This is a genomic window from Mesorhizobium sp. M7A.F.Ca.US.005.03.2.1, assembly GCF_003997795.1.
GTDB classification, from domain to species: domain Bacteria; phylum Pseudomonadota; class Alphaproteobacteria; order Rhizobiales; family Rhizobiaceae; genus Mesorhizobium; species Mesorhizobium ciceri.
In genome coordinates this window covers 1-14141 of the sequence record NZ_RZRP01000060.1, presented here as the reverse complement: position 1 = coordinate 14141, position 14141 = coordinate 1, and the positions used below count along the sequence as shown (strand labels likewise).

Annotated in this window: 15 protein-coding genes, 1 pseudogene and 1 riboswitch; of the genes and pseudogenes, 8 read left to right on the top strand and 8 right to left on the bottom strand. The window is 63.3% G+C overall.

Annotation, left to right across the window (positions count from 1 at the left end; translation table 11 throughout):
• Positions 1-70: 70 nt before the first annotated feature.
• The 3 genes from EN991_RS05755 to EN991_RS05745 form a co-directional block, all read right to left on the bottom strand.
• On the bottom strand, positions 71-316 hold the full coding sequence (locus EN991_RS05755; RefSeq protein ID WP_027160993.1) for a DUF680 domain-containing protein: 246 nt from the start codon (positions 314-316) through the stop codon (positions 71-73).
• Positions 317-385: 69 nt separating this feature from the next.
• Entirely contained in the window at positions 386-586 is a 201-nt protein-coding gene (locus tag EN991_RS05750) for a DUF680 domain-containing protein (RefSeq protein ID WP_013528267.1), read from the bottom strand.
• Between the two features lie 79 nt (positions 587-665).
• Positions 666-863, bottom strand: a complete 198-nt coding sequence (locus EN991_RS05745; protein WP_013528268.1) for a DUF680 domain-containing protein — start codon at positions 861-863, stop codon at positions 666-668.
• 511 nt (positions 864-1374) lie between these two features.
• A riboswitch (cobalamin riboswitch) is annotated at positions 1375-1577 on the top strand.
• A 114-nt stretch (positions 1578-1691) separates the two neighbouring features.
• On the opposite strand from EN991_RS05745, the gene EN991_RS05740 reads away from it, so the two are divergent.
• From EN991_RS05740 to EN991_RS05705, 8 genes are all read left to right on the top strand, one after another.
• The gene (locus EN991_RS05740; RefSeq protein WP_063169810.1) at positions 1692-2939 is read left to right on the top strand and encodes an aromatic ring-hydroxylating dioxygenase subunit alpha; all 1248 of its coding nucleotides are present in this window, start codon (positions 1692-1694) and stop codon (positions 2937-2939) included.
• 25 nt (positions 2940-2964) lie between these two features.
• The gene (locus tag EN991_RS05735; RefSeq protein WP_127368351.1) at positions 2965-4065 is read left to right on the top strand and encodes a hybrid-cluster NAD(P)-dependent oxidoreductase; all 1101 of its coding nucleotides are present in this window, start codon (positions 2965-2967) and stop codon (positions 4063-4065) included.
• 169 nt (positions 4066-4234) lie between these two features.
• Positions 4235-4666, top strand: a complete 432-nt coding sequence (locus tag EN991_RS05730) for a PqqD family protein (protein WP_013528271.1) — start codon at positions 4235-4237, stop codon at positions 4664-4666.
• Between the two features lie 48 nt (positions 4667-4714).
• The gene (locus tag EN991_RS05725) at positions 4715-5764 is read left to right on the top strand and encodes a serine kinase (protein WP_127368350.1); all 1050 of its coding nucleotides are present in this window, start codon (positions 4715-4717) and stop codon (positions 5762-5764) included.
• The gene (locus tag EN991_RS05720; RefSeq protein ID WP_027160995.1) at positions 5761-6513 is read left to right on the top strand and encodes a glycosyltransferase family A protein; all 753 of its coding nucleotides are present in this window, start codon (positions 5761-5763) and stop codon (positions 6511-6513) included. The genes EN991_RS05725 and EN991_RS05720 overlap by 4 nt, the downstream gene beginning before the upstream one ends.
• 55 nt (positions 6514-6568) lie before the next feature.
• The gene (locus EN991_RS05715; protein WP_127368349.1) at positions 6569-7321 is read left to right on the top strand and encodes a glycosyltransferase family A protein; all 753 of its coding nucleotides are present in this window, start codon (positions 6569-6571) and stop codon (positions 7319-7321) included.
• On the top strand, positions 7321-7998 hold the full coding sequence (locus tag EN991_RS05710; RefSeq protein WP_127368348.1) for a glycosyltransferase family A protein: 678 nt from the start codon (positions 7321-7323) through the stop codon (positions 7996-7998). Before EN991_RS05715 ends, EN991_RS05710 begins: the two co-directional genes overlap by 1 nt.
• Positions 7995-9470, top strand: a complete 1476-nt coding sequence (locus tag EN991_RS05705; protein ID WP_027160997.1) for a nucleotidyltransferase family protein — start codon at positions 7995-7997, stop codon at positions 9468-9470. The genes EN991_RS05710 and EN991_RS05705 overlap by 4 nt, the downstream gene beginning before the upstream one ends.
• Positions 9471-9510: 40 nt before the next feature.
• On the opposite strand, the gene EN991_RS05700 is transcribed toward EN991_RS05705, so the two are convergent.
• The 5 genes and pseudogenes from EN991_RS05700 to EN991_RS05680 form a co-directional block, all read right to left on the bottom strand.
• Positions 9511-10257: an FAD-binding oxidoreductase gene (locus EN991_RS05700; protein ID WP_127368347.1), complete on the bottom strand. Its 747-nt coding sequence runs from the start codon at positions 10255-10257 to the stop codon at positions 9511-9513.
• Positions 10254-10865 carry a molybdopterin-dependent oxidoreductase gene (locus EN991_RS05695; protein WP_127368346.1) on the bottom strand — a complete coding sequence of 204 codons (612 nt, stop codon included), beginning with the start codon at positions 10863-10865 and terminating at the stop codon, positions 10254-10256. The genes EN991_RS05700 and EN991_RS05695 overlap by 4 nt, the downstream gene beginning before the upstream one ends.
• Positions 10866-11013: 148 nt before the next feature.
• Positions 11014-12534: a DegQ family serine endoprotease gene (locus tag EN991_RS05690; protein ID WP_127368345.1), complete on the bottom strand. Its 1521-nt coding sequence runs from the start codon at positions 12532-12534 to the stop codon at positions 11014-11016.
• A gap of 245 nt (positions 12535-12779) precedes the next feature.
• A complete protein-coding gene (locus EN991_RS05685) occupies positions 12780-13499 on the bottom strand; it encodes an MBL fold metallo-hydrolase (protein ID WP_127368344.1) in 720 nt (239 codons plus the stop codon).
• A 53-nt stretch (positions 13500-13552) separates the two neighbouring features.
• Positions 13553-14141, bottom strand: a pseudogene (locus EN991_RS05680) (6-phosphofructokinase); the annotation flags it as partial.

Sequence of the window (14141 nt, the reverse complement as noted above, 5' to 3'; positions counted from 1 at the left end):
CCGTGTCAGGCAAAAAAAAGAGCGGGGGGCCGGGCCCGCCGCTCTTTGACTTGGAGATCGACTTCGGTTGTTAGTTGTTGCCGAAGAGGTTGCGGTCGGCACCTTGCGGAGCAGACTTCTGGGTGGTGTCACCCGACGAGTTCAGCAGCTTGTAGACCGGCGAACCGGTGTTGCGTACCGAAGAGGTGCGCGTGCTGTCGACCGAAGTCGTGGCGGCAGGCTGATTGGCACCATTGGAGCCAAAGTTGTCGCTGCCGGCGAAGGCATTGCCGGTGATGGCCAGAACGGCGGCGGCAGCAATAAGGATCTTGTTCATTTTAGTCTCCTGAATTCTGGATTTCGCCAGGACGGCAGACACAGCTGCCGTCGGTTGCGAAATTGGTTGTTAGCGACCGAAGAGGTTACGGTCGCTGCCCTGAGCGGGCGTCTGGGCAGCCGGTTCCGAGGTCTTGGTGGAAGCCGTGTACGACTGGTCCACAGCGGCGGCAGGCTGGTTCGGGCCGTTCGAACCGTAGTTGTCGCTGCCCGCGAAAGCGCTGCCGGTGATGGCCAGAACGGCGGCGGCAGCAATGAGGATCTTGTTCATCTTGAATACTCCTGAATGTCTGAATTTCGCCAGGGCGGCGGGCGAGCCCGCCGTCGACCGGAAAACTGGGAATCGGCTGTTAGTTGTTGCCGAAGAGGTTGCGGTCAGCACCCTGGGCAGGCGCCTGAGCAGCCGGTTCCGACTTCTTGGTCGAAGCGGTGTACGAGCTGTCGACAGCAGTGGCTGCCGCGGCGTTCGAACCGTAGTGGTCGCTACCAGCGAAGGCGCTGCCGGAAATGGCCAGAAGGGCTGCGGCAGTGAGAATGATCTTTTTCATTTTTGGTACTCCAGTATCGTCTTTTTTCCGTCCGTCTAGCGGCGTGTCTTGGAAATGAAATCGCGTCGTTCGGACAGCCCCGATGTGGGAGGGCAAGGTCGTCTTTTCCAATCACGAAGTTGTTCCGTGTGGACCATGAATCCCCACCTTGAAATTGTGCCAATGGAATCTAAGGATGCATTTTTCTTCTTCATATCAGTGTGTTAGGTGTAGCCACCTGATGGATCACTGACTGTTTCAGAGGCCCAGCGTTCACACCGTCCTGCACGCACCGTCAACAGAAACGAACCGTTCGGTTCGATTTTAGGGCGAGCTAATAGTCACTTTTCGAAACCATTAACCTTTTTTGACCCCCCGCGAAGGGTCGGATTCGGGAAGATCGCAGCCGGCAAATGGCCGCCCGGGAGGTGGGATCTCGGCCCGCGACGAGCTGCAGTAGCGTTTCGCATGCCGTGTCGCGCCGCATGGATACGATGTCGTTTTCATGCCGACGGCGCGCCCGCGATCGTGGTTAGATCATACCATCTCAGGTGCCGCTTCGTGACGACGAGGCGGAGAATTGGGAAGCCGGTCAGAATCCGGCGCTGCCCCCGCAACGGTGGTGGAGTTCAAGTCGCAACGGGAGACCACTGGGCAACCGCCTGGGAAGGTGTCGCGATGGTCCGCAAGGACAACTCCAGAGCCCGGAAACCAGCCCGAGATTTTTAGACTCGACTGATCGCGGTGGGCGGTCAAGAGGTGGATAGCGCATGTCCGGCACACAGCCGGCCTGTGTTTCAATCCTTCCTCCATCACCACCAGTTCAGTCCTTAGAAACGAGGACAGGACATGGATATCCGCAACGACATGCTGAGGCTCCTGAAGGGGCGCCGGCAAGGCTTTTCGCTGGAGCAGCCCTTCTACACCGATCCGGACTACTTCAAGCTCGACATGGAGCTGATCTGGTATCGCGACTGGCTGTTCATCGGCCATGATTGCGAACTGCCGAAGCCGGGCAGCTACATCACCGTGCAGGTCGGCGATTATCCGGTCGTCCTTGTCCGCGACCAGCACGGCAAGATCAACGCCTTCCACAATTCCTGCCGCCATCGCGGCAGCCGCGTGTGCAACACGGAGAAGGGTACCGCGGCAAAGCTCGTCTGCCCGTATCATCAGTGGACCTACGAGCTGGACGGCCGCCTGCTGTTTGCCCGCCAGATGGCCGACGGTTTCGACAAGAGTGATTTCGGCCTGAAGCCGGTCGCCTGCGAGAGCGTCGGCGGCTACATCTTCATCTGCCTGGCCAAGGAACCGGCAGATTTCGCGCCGATGCGGGCGATGATCGAACCCTATCTTTTGCCGCACCGGCTGCGTGAAGCAAAGATCGCCTTCGAGAGCACGATCGTCGAGAAGGGCAACTGGAAGCTGGTCTGGGAAAACAACCGCGAGTGCTACCACTGCGCCGCCAATCATCCCGAGTTGTGCAAGACCTTCCCCGAGGCTCCAACCATAACCGGCGTCCATGGCGCCGACAGCGACCCTGAAATGGTCGCACACTGGGCCAGATGCGAGGCATCAGGCTTGCCGAGCAAATTCCGCATCGATCCGGCAGGGCAGTACCGCGCCACCCGCGCGCCCTTGCTGCGCGATGCCGTCAGCTACACCATGACGGGAAAACGGGCGGTCCAGAAGAACCTGTCCGACAGCGTTTCAACCGACCGCATCGGCTCCTTGCTGCTCTATCACTATCCGACGACCTGGAACCATATCCTCGGCGACCACGCCGTTACCTTCCGCGTGCTGCCGATCAGTGCCACGGAAACCGCGGTGACAACGAAATGGCTCGTCCACAAGGATGCGGTCGAAGGCGTCGACTACGACCTCGCTGAGCTCACCCATGTCTGGACCGAGACCAACGACCAGGACCGCCGCATCGTCGAGGAAAACGCCTTCGGCATCCTGTCGCCTGCCTATGAACCAGGCCCCTATTCGGAGCTGCATGAGGGCGGCGTGATCCAGTTCGTCGAGTGGTACGCGTCGTTCATCGGGCCGCGCCTTGCCGAAGGCGGCCGGCCGGCCCTGCGCAGCGTCGCCTAGCCCAGGGGATAAGAGGATGAATGCGATGACGGACCTTGGCCTCTATCGCCATCTCGACCAGATGACGCCCTGGAACGACAGGCTGCAGGTGCTGGAAGTGATCGGCGTCAGCGACGAAGCGCCTGACGTGAAGACCTTCACCTTCCGCTCCGACAACCAGACCTGGTTCCGCTACAAACCGGGGCAGTTCGTGACTCTGGAACTGCCGACATCGGACGGGCCGCTGATGCGCACCTACACGCTGTCGTCCTCGCCGTCGCGGCCGTTCTCGATCGCGGTGACGGTCAAGGCGCAGGCGGGCAGCACCGGTACGCGCTGGATGTTCGACCATCTGACGCCCGGTTCGCACGTCAAGGCCTATGGGCCGACCGGCGACTTCTCGCTGCATAGCCACCCGGCCGCCAAATATCTGTTCATTTCGGCCGGTTCCGGCGTGACGCCGATGATGTCGATGCTGCGCTGGCTGAACGACTGCGCGCCATGGACCGATGTCGGCTTCGTCAACTGCGCGCGCCGCCCGGAAGAGATCATTTTCCGCAAGGAGCTCGAACTGCTCGGCAGCCGCATGCCTGGGCTGTCGCTCGGCTTCATGATCGAGGAGCGGTCGAGCCGCGAGGGCTGGTTCGGCCATATGGGCCGCATCGACGCGATCCGGCTGCCATTGCTGGCGCCCGATTTCCGCGAGCGCGAGATTTTCTGCTGCGGCCCCGATCCTTTCATGCGCGCCGTGCGTGGCATGCTGGACGCAGCCGGCTTCGACATGACGAAATACCATCAGGAAAGCTTTGCCGCGCCTGCCGTGGAGGAGATCCCGGCGCCGTTCTCGCCGCCGGCGGAAGACGGCGCCGCTGCCACCGTGGAGGCCGTGACACCGATCCGGTTCTCGCATTCCGATGTCGATGCCGAATGCGTCGCCGGCCAGACGGTGCTGCAGACGGCACGCGCCTCGGGGGTGCGGATTCCCGCCGCCTGCGAGTTCGGCCTGTGCGGCACCTGCAAGGTGAGGAAGGTCGCGGGCGACGTCGAGATGAGCCACAATGGCGGCATCCTCGATCACGAAATCGAGGACGGCTTTATCCTCGCCTGTTGCTCGAAGCCGCTTTCGGCGCTTGAAATCGAGGCGTGACCGGCAGGCACGGTCAGAGACTGTCCATGCCCGCGCGGCCTGCAGCTGCGCTCGGCCGGGCCTACGCCATCTTGCCAAAAACCCTGCAAATGGTTAGACGCCTGCAACGGTGGGGTTGACCGTAGGGGCCGAAGATCATCTCCGCGGCCTGCTTCGGCGGGGAGCAAACATGCGACAATCCGGCGTATATGCCATTGCCAGCAAGGATATCGTCTTTGAATCCTTCGATGGCGAAGCCGTCGTTCTCGACCTGACCACCGGTAAATATTTCGGCTTCTCTGATTCAGGCAGCAGGCTTTGGGATGCACTGTCGTCCGGCGTGCCTGCCTCCGAACTGGTCGGCGCCGCGACCGGGATTGGCGCCCTCGATGCCGCCGCGATTGACGGCTTTGTTTCACAATTGCTCGAATTCGGTTTGCTGGCGGCCGCAACCGATGGCGTGGCAAGACCGGTTCCCAGCGAATTGCTGGCTCAGCTCGCCGCTGCCGGCGAGCCCCTCAAGGTCGACATCCATGACGACCTTGCCGACCTCATTGTCGTCGATCCCATCCACGAGGTCGAGGAGCCCCTCGGCTGGCCCGCAGTGAAGCAGGCCAACTGAGGCGCCCGCCAGGCTCTCGTTGCCGGACAGCTCCGGAACAGGCAGACCATGCCAAACGTCACTCTCGAAAACCTGACTGACTACGCACGTCATGTCCTGGCGCAAGCGCAGAGCAGCGCCGCGCATTATCCACTGACCTGCAAGGTGGGCTTGCCGCATCTGGAGTTGACCACTCATGTGAGTGCCGGCGCGTTGGCGGATGCCTTCGCTCATGGCTTTGTCACGGCTGCGGACAACCGAGCGCCTGCCGACATCTGCCGCATCTTCGTCGCACATCCCGGCATTGACGGCATCGCGGCACCGGCCAGATGGGGCCAAGGACCCTTCACGCAGCATGGCTTCGCCACCAGGCTGGCGGAAGCCGGATTGCGCGGCAACCATTTCCATGACCTGGATTTCTGGCAGTTCTATGATCCGCAACGTCGCGTTGGCGTGCAATTGATGGCCTCGGCCGATGCCTTTCCACCGTGGGAGCCGGGAGCGCCGCTGCGCCCCTTCCTCCATTGGGAATATGCGGCACGTGGCATGCGGCTGGCCCATGCGGGGACGCTCGGCACCAAAGGCAGGGGCGTACTGCTGGCCGGCGCGGGCGGCGCCGGGAAATCCGGGACCGTCGCCGCCGGCCTCCTCCACGGGCTGGACAGCGTCGGCGACGATTATGTGCTGGTCGACCTCTCCAACGGCGTGACTGCCCGCCCGTTGTTTTCAACACTCAAGCAGGATCCCCAGGGATTCGCGCGACTTGGGCTGAAGCACCGGCTGAAGGCGCACGGTCCGCTCAACTGGCAAGGCAAGCATGCTTTTCACATTGACGACATTGCGCCACGGCCGGTGCCCGAAACTCTGGACATCGTTGCGCTGGTGGTGCCACATATCGGCGGAGGCGAGGCAAGTTCGATCGTGCCGGTGTCGCGCAGGGATGCCATGATTGCCTTGGCGCCGTCCGGCATAGCGCAGATGCCGGGCGAGCGGGAGAGCGGCTTTCGCTTCTTCAGCGACCTGACCCGCCTGCTGCCGTGCTATCGTCTGTCGCTGGGGACGCAGCCACAGGAGATAGCCGGCACGATTGCGGACTTTCTTGTGCGGGGCGCTTCGTGAAACTGAGCGTGATAATGCCCGTCTACAACCGTGAGCGCTATGTCGTTTCGGCATTGCGCTCGCTGGTGCGGCAGCGGGACGCCGCCGATCTCGACATCATCGTCATCGACGACGGTTCGACCGACGGCTCTGCTGAGGCCGTACGCTCGATGATGCGCGAAAACCCCTGCATCCGACTCTTCCAGCAATCGAACATGGGCGTGGCCAGGGCGCGCAACGCCGGGCTGCGGCAACTGCCGCCGGATGCGGAGTTCGTGTCATTCCTGGATTCTGACGACATCTCGCTGGCCGGACGGTTCAAGGCCGATCTCGCCCGCTTCGAGGCTACCTCCGGGCTTGAGCTAACCTATTCGCTGATGACGCTGGTCGACCGGATCGACGACGAGAAGCTCGAGCCGGAGGCGGACTGCTGTACCATGACGCTTCGCGGAATTTCGCTGAGCACCGCTCTCTTCAGTCGAACGCTTGTCGATCGCATCGGCCATTTCGACGAGGACTTTGAGCAGTCCGAGGACACGGATTATCTGTTGCGAGTCTTCGAAACCGGTCCGCGCTACGAATTGCCGAACACCGTCGCGATCTACTACCGACGCCACGCCGGAAATGTCACCAAGGAACATAGCGGCAGGGTCCGCAACCACTTGCGTGCAATCCACAAGTCGATGCGGCGGCGCAAGGCCGATCCGTCACGGCGAGAGGTCCAGGGCATCTTCGAATTGAAGAGTCCCGCCGATTGGCGGATGCCATGATGCTCGACACAATCGGCTCGGATCAGCCAAGCCCGCAACGCTGCTGGAGACGCCGATGAGGCTGAGCGTCATCATGCCGGTCTACAATCGCGAACAATTCGTTGGCCTGGCGCTGCGCTCGTTGCTCAGGCAGCGCGAAGACATCGATCTCGACATCATCGTCATCGACGACGGGTCGACCGATGGCTCGGCAGCCGTCGTACGGTCGTTAATCGACGAGGCCCCATGCATTCGTCTTTTCCAGCAGATCAATGGCGGGGTCACCAAGGCGCGCAATGCCGGGCTGAAGCAGTTGCTGCCGCAGACGCGTCTGGTGTCGTTTCTCGATTCGGACGACATCTCCCCGATAGGCCGCTTCAAGGCGGATCTCGCCTGCTTCGAAGAGGATCCTGGCCTCGAGCTGACCTATTCGCGCATGACGCTGGTCGACAAGATAGATGGCGAGACACTGGAACCGGCCGCCGACAGCCACTCCATCACCGTGCGGGGGATCCACCTGTCCGCCGGGATCTTCGCGCGAGACCTCATCGAGCGCACCGGTGGTTTCGACGAGGATTTCAAACAGGCCGAGGACACCGACTATCTGTTGCGTATCTTTGAGAGCCAGGCAAAATACGTTATGCCCGATACGGTGGCTCTCTATTACAGGCGTCATCCCGGCAACATGACCAAGGAAGCCGATGTGCCCTTTCGCGAGTTCATGCGCGCCATTCACAAGTCGATGAAGCGTCGCCGGGCCGACCCCAGCTTGCGCCGGGTGGAGGGGATTTTCGACTTCAAGGATCTCGCGCAGTGGCGGTTCCTTTGATGGCAGGCTACGGCGTCGTCATTCCGGCTTTCAACGCGGCCGCCACCATAGGCGCTGCCCTGAACTCCGTTCTGGCCCAGGCGGCAAAGGCGGAGGCCATCGTCGTGGTCGATGACGGTTCGACCGACGATACGGCCGCGGTGATCGATGCGATGAACCTGCCGGTGACGGTGCTGCGACAGGACAATACCGGACCCGGCAGCGCAACGACCCGTGGCATTGCGGCACTCTCGACGCCGCTCATCGCGACGCTCGATGCCGACGATTTGTGGCTGCCGGACAAGATCGAACAGCAACTGGCCTATCTCGGCCGTCATCCCGGGACAGCGGGCGTCTTTACGCATTGGCGGACGTTTCGCGGCGACAGCCCCGATTTGCCCGATGCGGCCAGTGGAGCCGGCTGGTCGCGCACGACGATGATGATCCGCCAGGAGGTGGTGCAGAGCGTCGGTCCCATCATCGACCCACCAGGCGGTCGCGGCGAGATGATCGACTGGATCGCCCGGGTTCGTGAGGCAGGCTTTGTACTTGCCATGCTCGACGACGTGCTTGCATTGCGCCGCATCCGTCCGGGCAGCCTTTCCTACGGCCGCGATCCGGCACGCGACCGGGGCTATATCCAGGTCGCAAGGCTCGCCATGCAGCGGCGGGCCCAGAACAAGGCGGGCTCCAGTTGAACGCCAGGCCTGTTCGCCGCATCAGCCGCCGCTTCCCGGACTATGGCTGGTCGTGGCCCACTGGCCAGTTGGACCTGTTGCTGAAGGCGGCGCTGCTCTCCGATGAGGACGCAGCCGCTGCCTGCGCCGCGCGCTGGCTCGACGAGAACGACATCGACCTCGTCTCGTTTCGAGAACATCGTCTGCTCGCCGCCATCTCCGACAGGTTCGGCAGAAAACTGGCCGGGCATACCGCGCACCCGCGCCTCGTCGGCCTGCAGAAGATGCTGTGGACGAAGTCGCGCATGGCGATGCGCGAGGCCGAGCCGGCGCTGAAGGCGATGGCCGACGGCGGCGCCGACATCATGCTGATCAAGGGCGCCAGCCGCATTGCCTTGAACGCGTCGGCGCAGCGTGGTCGGGTGGCGCATGACATCGACATACTGGTGCGCCCGCGCGACATGGCTGCCGTCTTCGACATCTTGCGCGACCGCGACTGGCAGATCGCCTCGGGCGTCAGCGCGCAATATCTGCGAACCCGGTTGGCGTCGCTGCGGTCGATGAACTTCTTCAAGGGCCGTTTCGGCGACATCGACCTGCACCAGCTCGGCTATGATGGGTCGCAGACGAGCGCGGAAGACGACCTGGCGATCTGGCAACGGGCGGTCCCGGCACAATTCAGCGGCGTCGCGGTCTTCGTGCCATCGCCGGCCGATCGCATGGCACTGGCCATCGCCCATGGCGGCCTCGACGCCCACACCCACAGCGACTGGCTTGTCGACTGCGCGGTCGCCATCCATGCCGAAGACGTCGATTGGGGGATGTTCCTCGACATCGTCGGAAGACGCGGCCTGGCGGTTCCAGCGGCGGTGGCGTTATCCTATCTGGCGTTCGAGATCGGCATTCCGGTGCCGGAACGGACAATGGCCAGAATCTTCGAGATGGCCGACCGGGCTGGCCTGTCGCGTTGGTCGTCGGTTCTGCAAGCCAAGCCGCGCACGGATTTCGGCGGCCTGGTCTGGCTGTCGCGCGGCCTTGCCAAGCAGTTGCGCCTGAAGCGGAAGAAGGGCCGGTTGCAGCAGGAGCCGCCCGCCAAACCCTGGCGCGGGAGACCGGCCGCGGGCAAGCCGCAAGCCGCATCGGCGCCTCTGGTGTTTTCGCAGGCCATCGCCTGTCCGCAAACGACCGGCGACATGATGCTCGACATCACCGTCAGGATCGGCGTTCCGCCGGTCCGGCGCCGCATCGAAATGGAGATCAATGACGGTGGCGAGCATATCGCTCGCCTGCGTGCCGTGGCTATCAGCCGATCCGGCAGGGAACGCGTGCTGCATTTTCGCGGCAAGGTGACGCTCGACGGCGCGCGAGTTGCCTTGACGCTCGAGGCGCGACCATCGCGACAGTTTCGCGAGTGGAACGACGCGGCCACGGTGGCCGCCTATGGCGCCTTGCCTTTCCAGTTGCTGTCGGCGGGTTTCTTGCCGATCGGCTGAAGGCGAATCCGACGAACCTTTCTCGCAAGGCGGCGTCCGCTCAAACTCCGTAGCGTTCGGTGCGGATGATTTCGGCTGCAACGCCGGCATCGATCAGCGCCTGGGCTGCCGCGGAAACGAAGGCATTGGAGCCGCAGACGAAGGCGATGCCAGGCGGCTCGGGCAGCCGCGCCATGGCTTGCGCCATCATCGCGACGTCCACCCGCCGCGCATAGTCGGCCGGGCGGCGTGCGGCTTCGCGGGTCAGTGTCAGCACCAGCTCGAAGCCGTCCTGACGCTCGTCGAGGGCGATCAGCTCGTCACGAAAGATCACTTCGTCCCAGACCCGGACCGAAAAGACCAGGACGACGGGCACCGCTGAATTCCGTGCGGCGCGGTGGCGGATCATCGACATCAAGGGCACGACGCCCGAACCGCCGCCGACCATCACAAGCGGCCCACTCTCATCCTTCGGCCAGACGAAATGCCCGCCAAGCGGCCCGCGCAGTTCGATTTCGTCGCCAATTGCCGCGACTTCGTGGAAGAAGGGCGAAACCTCGCCATCGTCGAGTTGTTCGATCGCCAGTTCGATTGCGCCATTCGTTTCGGGCGCGGAGGCGATGGAATAGGAGCGGCGCGCCTGATAGCCGTCCGGCGCCGTCAGCCTGACGTCGACATGCTGCCCGGCGCGATAGGCGAAGGGCCGAGACGGCTGAAAAAAGAAGCTGGTGACACGCGGCGTGCGCTTTTCGATGCGGACGATGCCGGCTGTTTGCCAGGGCGACTGCACTGCCGCCGTATCGCTCACGGATCGTCCGTGTAGCGTTGCTCGCGCCATGGGTCGCCATAGATATGGTAGCCGCGCAATTCCCAGAAACCGGGCTCGTCGCGCGTGGTGAATTGCAGGCTGTTCAGCCATTTGGCCGACTTCCAGAAATAGAGATGCGGCACCAGCAGCCTTGCCGGGCCGCCATGATCCGGCGTGATCGGCTTGCCTTCGTAGAGCAGCGCGACCATGGCCTTGCCGGCGGTGAGATCCTTGACCAGCACATTGGTGGTGTAACCGTCGAACGCGTGCGCCAGCGTGAAGCCGGTCGGCGGCTCCACACCCGCGTCGGCAAGGATATCGTCGACCAGCACGCCCTGCCACGGCGTGTCGAACTTGGTCCATGCGGTCACGCAATGGATATCGCGCGTCATCTTGGTCAACGGCAGCGCGTTGAACTCGGCCCAATTCCATTTCTTGATCGGCCGTGGCCCATGTTTCAGCGTGAAAAACCAATCCTCGGTGCGCACGCGCGGCGTCGGACCGGCCGACAGCACCGGAAAACCCTGTTCAAGATATTGGCCGGGCGGGATGCGGGCATCGTCATCGGTTGGCGGGCGCCGTCCTGAAGAGAAACCTCGGGTGACCATCGCGGCAATCTCCTGCATCGGGCCGACATCAGCCTGATGCAATGTTCTCGAAGATGTCGTGGCGGGCAACCAAAATCTTGACGGGCGGAGGCCGGAGGGGATCGTCGCCGACGAACCCTGCCGGTCCCGTTCACGTCAAGGCCATTACTCAGCCATTGGCAAAAGGCACCGCGATGTAGATCTGAGCGTCGCCACGCTCGACCAGCAACAGCACCGACTTGCGGCCAGACTTGCCGGCTTGCGCGATTGCCTGGGTTACCTGCCTGGCGTTCTTAACCGGCACCTGATTGACGGCAACGATGATGTCGCCGGCCTGTATTCCGGAAGCGGCGGCGGCTTTGTCGGGATTGACGCTGGCAACCACCGCGCCGTGCTGCTTGCCGGCTAGGTTCATCTGCTGGCGAATGTCGGGCGTTATATCCATCAAGCCGAGCCCTATCGCCGGAGCGCGCCCGGCACTGGGCGTGTCGGACCCGTCATCCAGCGACGCGGTCTTCGCATCGGCGCTGTTCTGGCCGACATCGACGGAAATCCGCATCGGCTTGCCTTTGCGCCAGACATCGACCGTTTCCGTGGCGCCCGGCGCGACATCGGCGACCGCCCGCGACAGGTCCTTGGGGTCCTTTACGTCCTGCCCGGCAAAGCTGGTGATGACGTCGCCCGTCTCGATGCCGGCCTTGGCCGCCGGCGAGCCGTCATTGACCTCTGAAACCAGCGCGCCGCCGGGATGGTCGAGCCCGATGGCGCTCGCGACATCCGGTGTCACCTCCTGGATCTGAACGCCGAGATAGCCGTACTGGATGGAGCCGCCCTTCATCAGCTTGGCCACCACCTTCTGGGCCTGGTCCGACGGAATGGCAAAGCCGACGCCGACGCTGCCGCCATTGGGCGAATAGATCGCCGTGTTGATGCCGACGACATTGCCGGCGACATCCACCAGCGGACCGCCGGAATTGCCGTGGTTGATCGGCGCGTCGATCTGGATGAAATCGTCGAACGGGCCGCTATGCAGGTCACGGCCGCGCGCCGCGACGATGCCTGCCGTGACGGTGGTGCCGATGCCGAACGGGTTGCCGAAGGCCAGCACCTGGTCGCCTGGCATAAGCTTGTCGGAATCGCCCCATTTGACGGTCGGCAGGGGTTTGTCCGACTTGATCTTCAGCACGGCGAGATCGTTCTTGGCATCGCGCCCGACAAGCTTGGCCGGAAGTTCGGTGCCGTCGTCGAGCGTCACCTTGATCGAAGAGGCCCCATCGATGACGTGATTGTTGGTGACGATGGTGCCGTCGGAGGCGACGATGAAGCCGGAACCCAGCGCCTCGGCGCGCTGCGGTTGCTGTTGCGGCGGCGTCTTGGGCGTCGGCATGCCCTGGTCACCGAAGAACTGGCGGAAATAGTCGTCGAAAGGCGAGCCGCCGTCGAAAGGAGAGGCATCGCTCATCGTTTCAGGCTGTGCCTTCATGACGGTGGTGACCGTCACCACCGCCGGCTTGTCGGCGGCAACGATGGGTGCGAACGAGCCATTGGGCGCAGTGATGCCGGCAACAGGTGTCTGGGTGGTCGGAACGGTGTTGCCCGCGCTTTGGGCGAAAGACATGACGAAGGGGGATATGATCAGCGCAGCGCCCAGCAAGGCCGCGACGCGATGCCTACGAAGGATATCTGACATGGTCGTTTGTCCGGGCGAGAGTTGATCCAGCGCCGTGGCCTCCCATGCGGGAAATCGGTCATCGGCGTGTCGAGGTTGCAATTGCCCGTCTCGCCTACATGGCAGCCAACCGGATCGACGGCCTTACATCTAGGGCGCGGATTGGCCCGATTTAGGGTTTTCGGGCGACCTTACGAAGATTTAATATCCGCACGGCGGCAGGGTCACAAAGTCGTCGGGTCGCGCCTTGCTGCCTCGCTGGAGCCTTAGCCACCGGCGGTTCGTCCGAGATAGGCCGTAGCAATCTCGCGCATGCGCTTGCCGTCGAAGCTCGGTCCGTGTCCTCCATGACCGATACGGATCGACAGGTCGAGCAGGCGCCGCATCGTACTGATATAGGCGGCCCGGTCGGAATCCGGCAGGTCGTCTATTAGCATGGCGTCGTAGATGGCATCGCCGCTGAAGAACAGTCCGTCGGCCTCGTCGAACAGCGCGATCGAATCCGGTGAATGGCCCGGCAAATGCAGCACGCGAAATTGCCGGTCGCCAAGATCGACGACATCGCCCTCGTCCAGGGTTCGCGTCAACGGCGCGGGCGGGATCCTGTAGTCGGCCGACTTCCATCCGGGCGCCGGCAGTTTCGAGACGGCACCCTCGAGGTCGTGGAACATGTAGGCGTAAGTCGCGGCCTCATCCATGGTCTCGAACCGAGCCGCGCTCATTCTTGGCCCGGCCCGCAACGGGAATTCATGCAGCGAGCCGACGTGGTCGAGATGGATGTGGGTGGCAACGACCAGCAACGGCTTGCCCTGCGGCGTCTCGATCTGCGGCGCCAGCGGACAGATGCCCATACCGGTGTCGACGAGCAGGTCGGCATCGCGACCGCGCAGATGCCAGATATTGGCCCGAACATAGGCATGCACGAAGGGCTCGGTCAGCATCGTCGTCTTGCCGTCGACCACGCTCCTGCTGAACCAGCTCGGCATCAAGTGTGAGTCCGGCATACGAAGTGAGCCGGGCATCAGGTGTGAGCCCGGCATCAGACGAAGGGCTTCCCGACCTTGTACTTTTCCGGCACCAGCCGCTTGAGATAGGCCATGCCGGCATCCGACAGCTGATTGACGTCGGGCTTCATGAAATCGTCCGGCATGTGGCGGGTCTTGCCGGCGACGTTCTTGAGCGGCACTTTCTTCAGCACCGTTCTGGTGCCGTCATATTGCAGCGCCACCGAGCCGCCGCCCTGTTCGGCGACGGTGACGGCGAAAGCGCCGGCATCGAAAGCCTCCTGCGCGTCGACCGCGCTGATGGCGCCGATATAGCCGCGCGGCATGTAGCCGAGCGCATCGACGCGGGCACGCTTGCCCGGCAGGCCTTCCGCCAACGCGCGCTCGAGTGCGGCCGGCAGGTCGCTGCCCGACAGCTTGACGTTGCCATGCGCGTCGCGCTCAAGCTTGTCCGGCGGCACCAGGCTTTCGACCAATGCCTTGCCGTCGGCGGTGCTGACGCCTTCCGAAACGGCGACGATGCAGCGCTTGTGGCGATCGAGCGTGGCACGCACGTCGTCGATGAAGCCAGCGGCTGAGAATGGGCGCTCGGGCACATAGACGAGATGAGGGCCGCTGTCGGGG

Coding starts and splice junctions, on each gene's coding strand:
- EN991_RS05755 (WP_027160993.1), bottom strand. CDS start 316: ATGAACAAGATCCTTATTGCTGCCGCCGCCGTTCTGGCCATCACCGGC.
- EN991_RS05750 (WP_013528267.1), bottom strand. CDS start 586: ATGAACAAGATCCTCATTGCTGCCGCCGCCGTTCTGGCCATCACCGGC.
- EN991_RS05745 (WP_013528268.1), bottom strand. CDS start 863: ATGAAAAAGATCATTCTCACTGCCGCAGCCCTTCTGGCCATTTCCGGC.
- EN991_RS05740 (WP_063169810.1), top strand. CDS start 1,692: ATGGATATCCGCAACGACATGCTGAGGCTCCTGAAGGGGCGCCGGCAA.
- EN991_RS05735 (WP_127368351.1), top strand. CDS start 2,965: ATGACGGACCTTGGCCTCTATCGCCATCTCGACCAGATGACGCCCTGG.
- EN991_RS05730 (WP_013528271.1), top strand. CDS start 4,235: ATGCGACAATCCGGCGTATATGCCATTGCCAGCAAGGATATCGTCTTT.
- EN991_RS05725 (WP_127368350.1), top strand. CDS start 4,715: ATGCCAAACGTCACTCTCGAAAACCTGACTGACTACGCACGTCATGTC.
- EN991_RS05715 (WP_127368349.1), top strand. CDS start 6,569: ATGAGGCTGAGCGTCATCATGCCGGTCTACAATCGCGAACAATTCGTT.
- EN991_RS05710 (WP_127368348.1), top strand. CDS start 7,321: ATGGCAGGCTACGGCGTCGTCATTCCGGCTTTCAACGCGGCCGCCACC.
- EN991_RS05695 (WP_127368346.1), bottom strand. CDS start 10,865: ATGGTCACCCGAGGTTTCTCTTCAGGACGGCGCCCGCCAACCGATGAC.
- EN991_RS05690 (WP_127368345.1), bottom strand. CDS start 12,534: ATGTCAGATATCCTTCGTAGGCATCGCGTCGCGGCCTTGCTGGGCGCT.
- EN991_RS05685 (WP_127368344.1), bottom strand. CDS start 13,499: ATGCCGAGCTGGTTCAGCAGGAGCGTGGTCGACGGCAAGACGACGATG.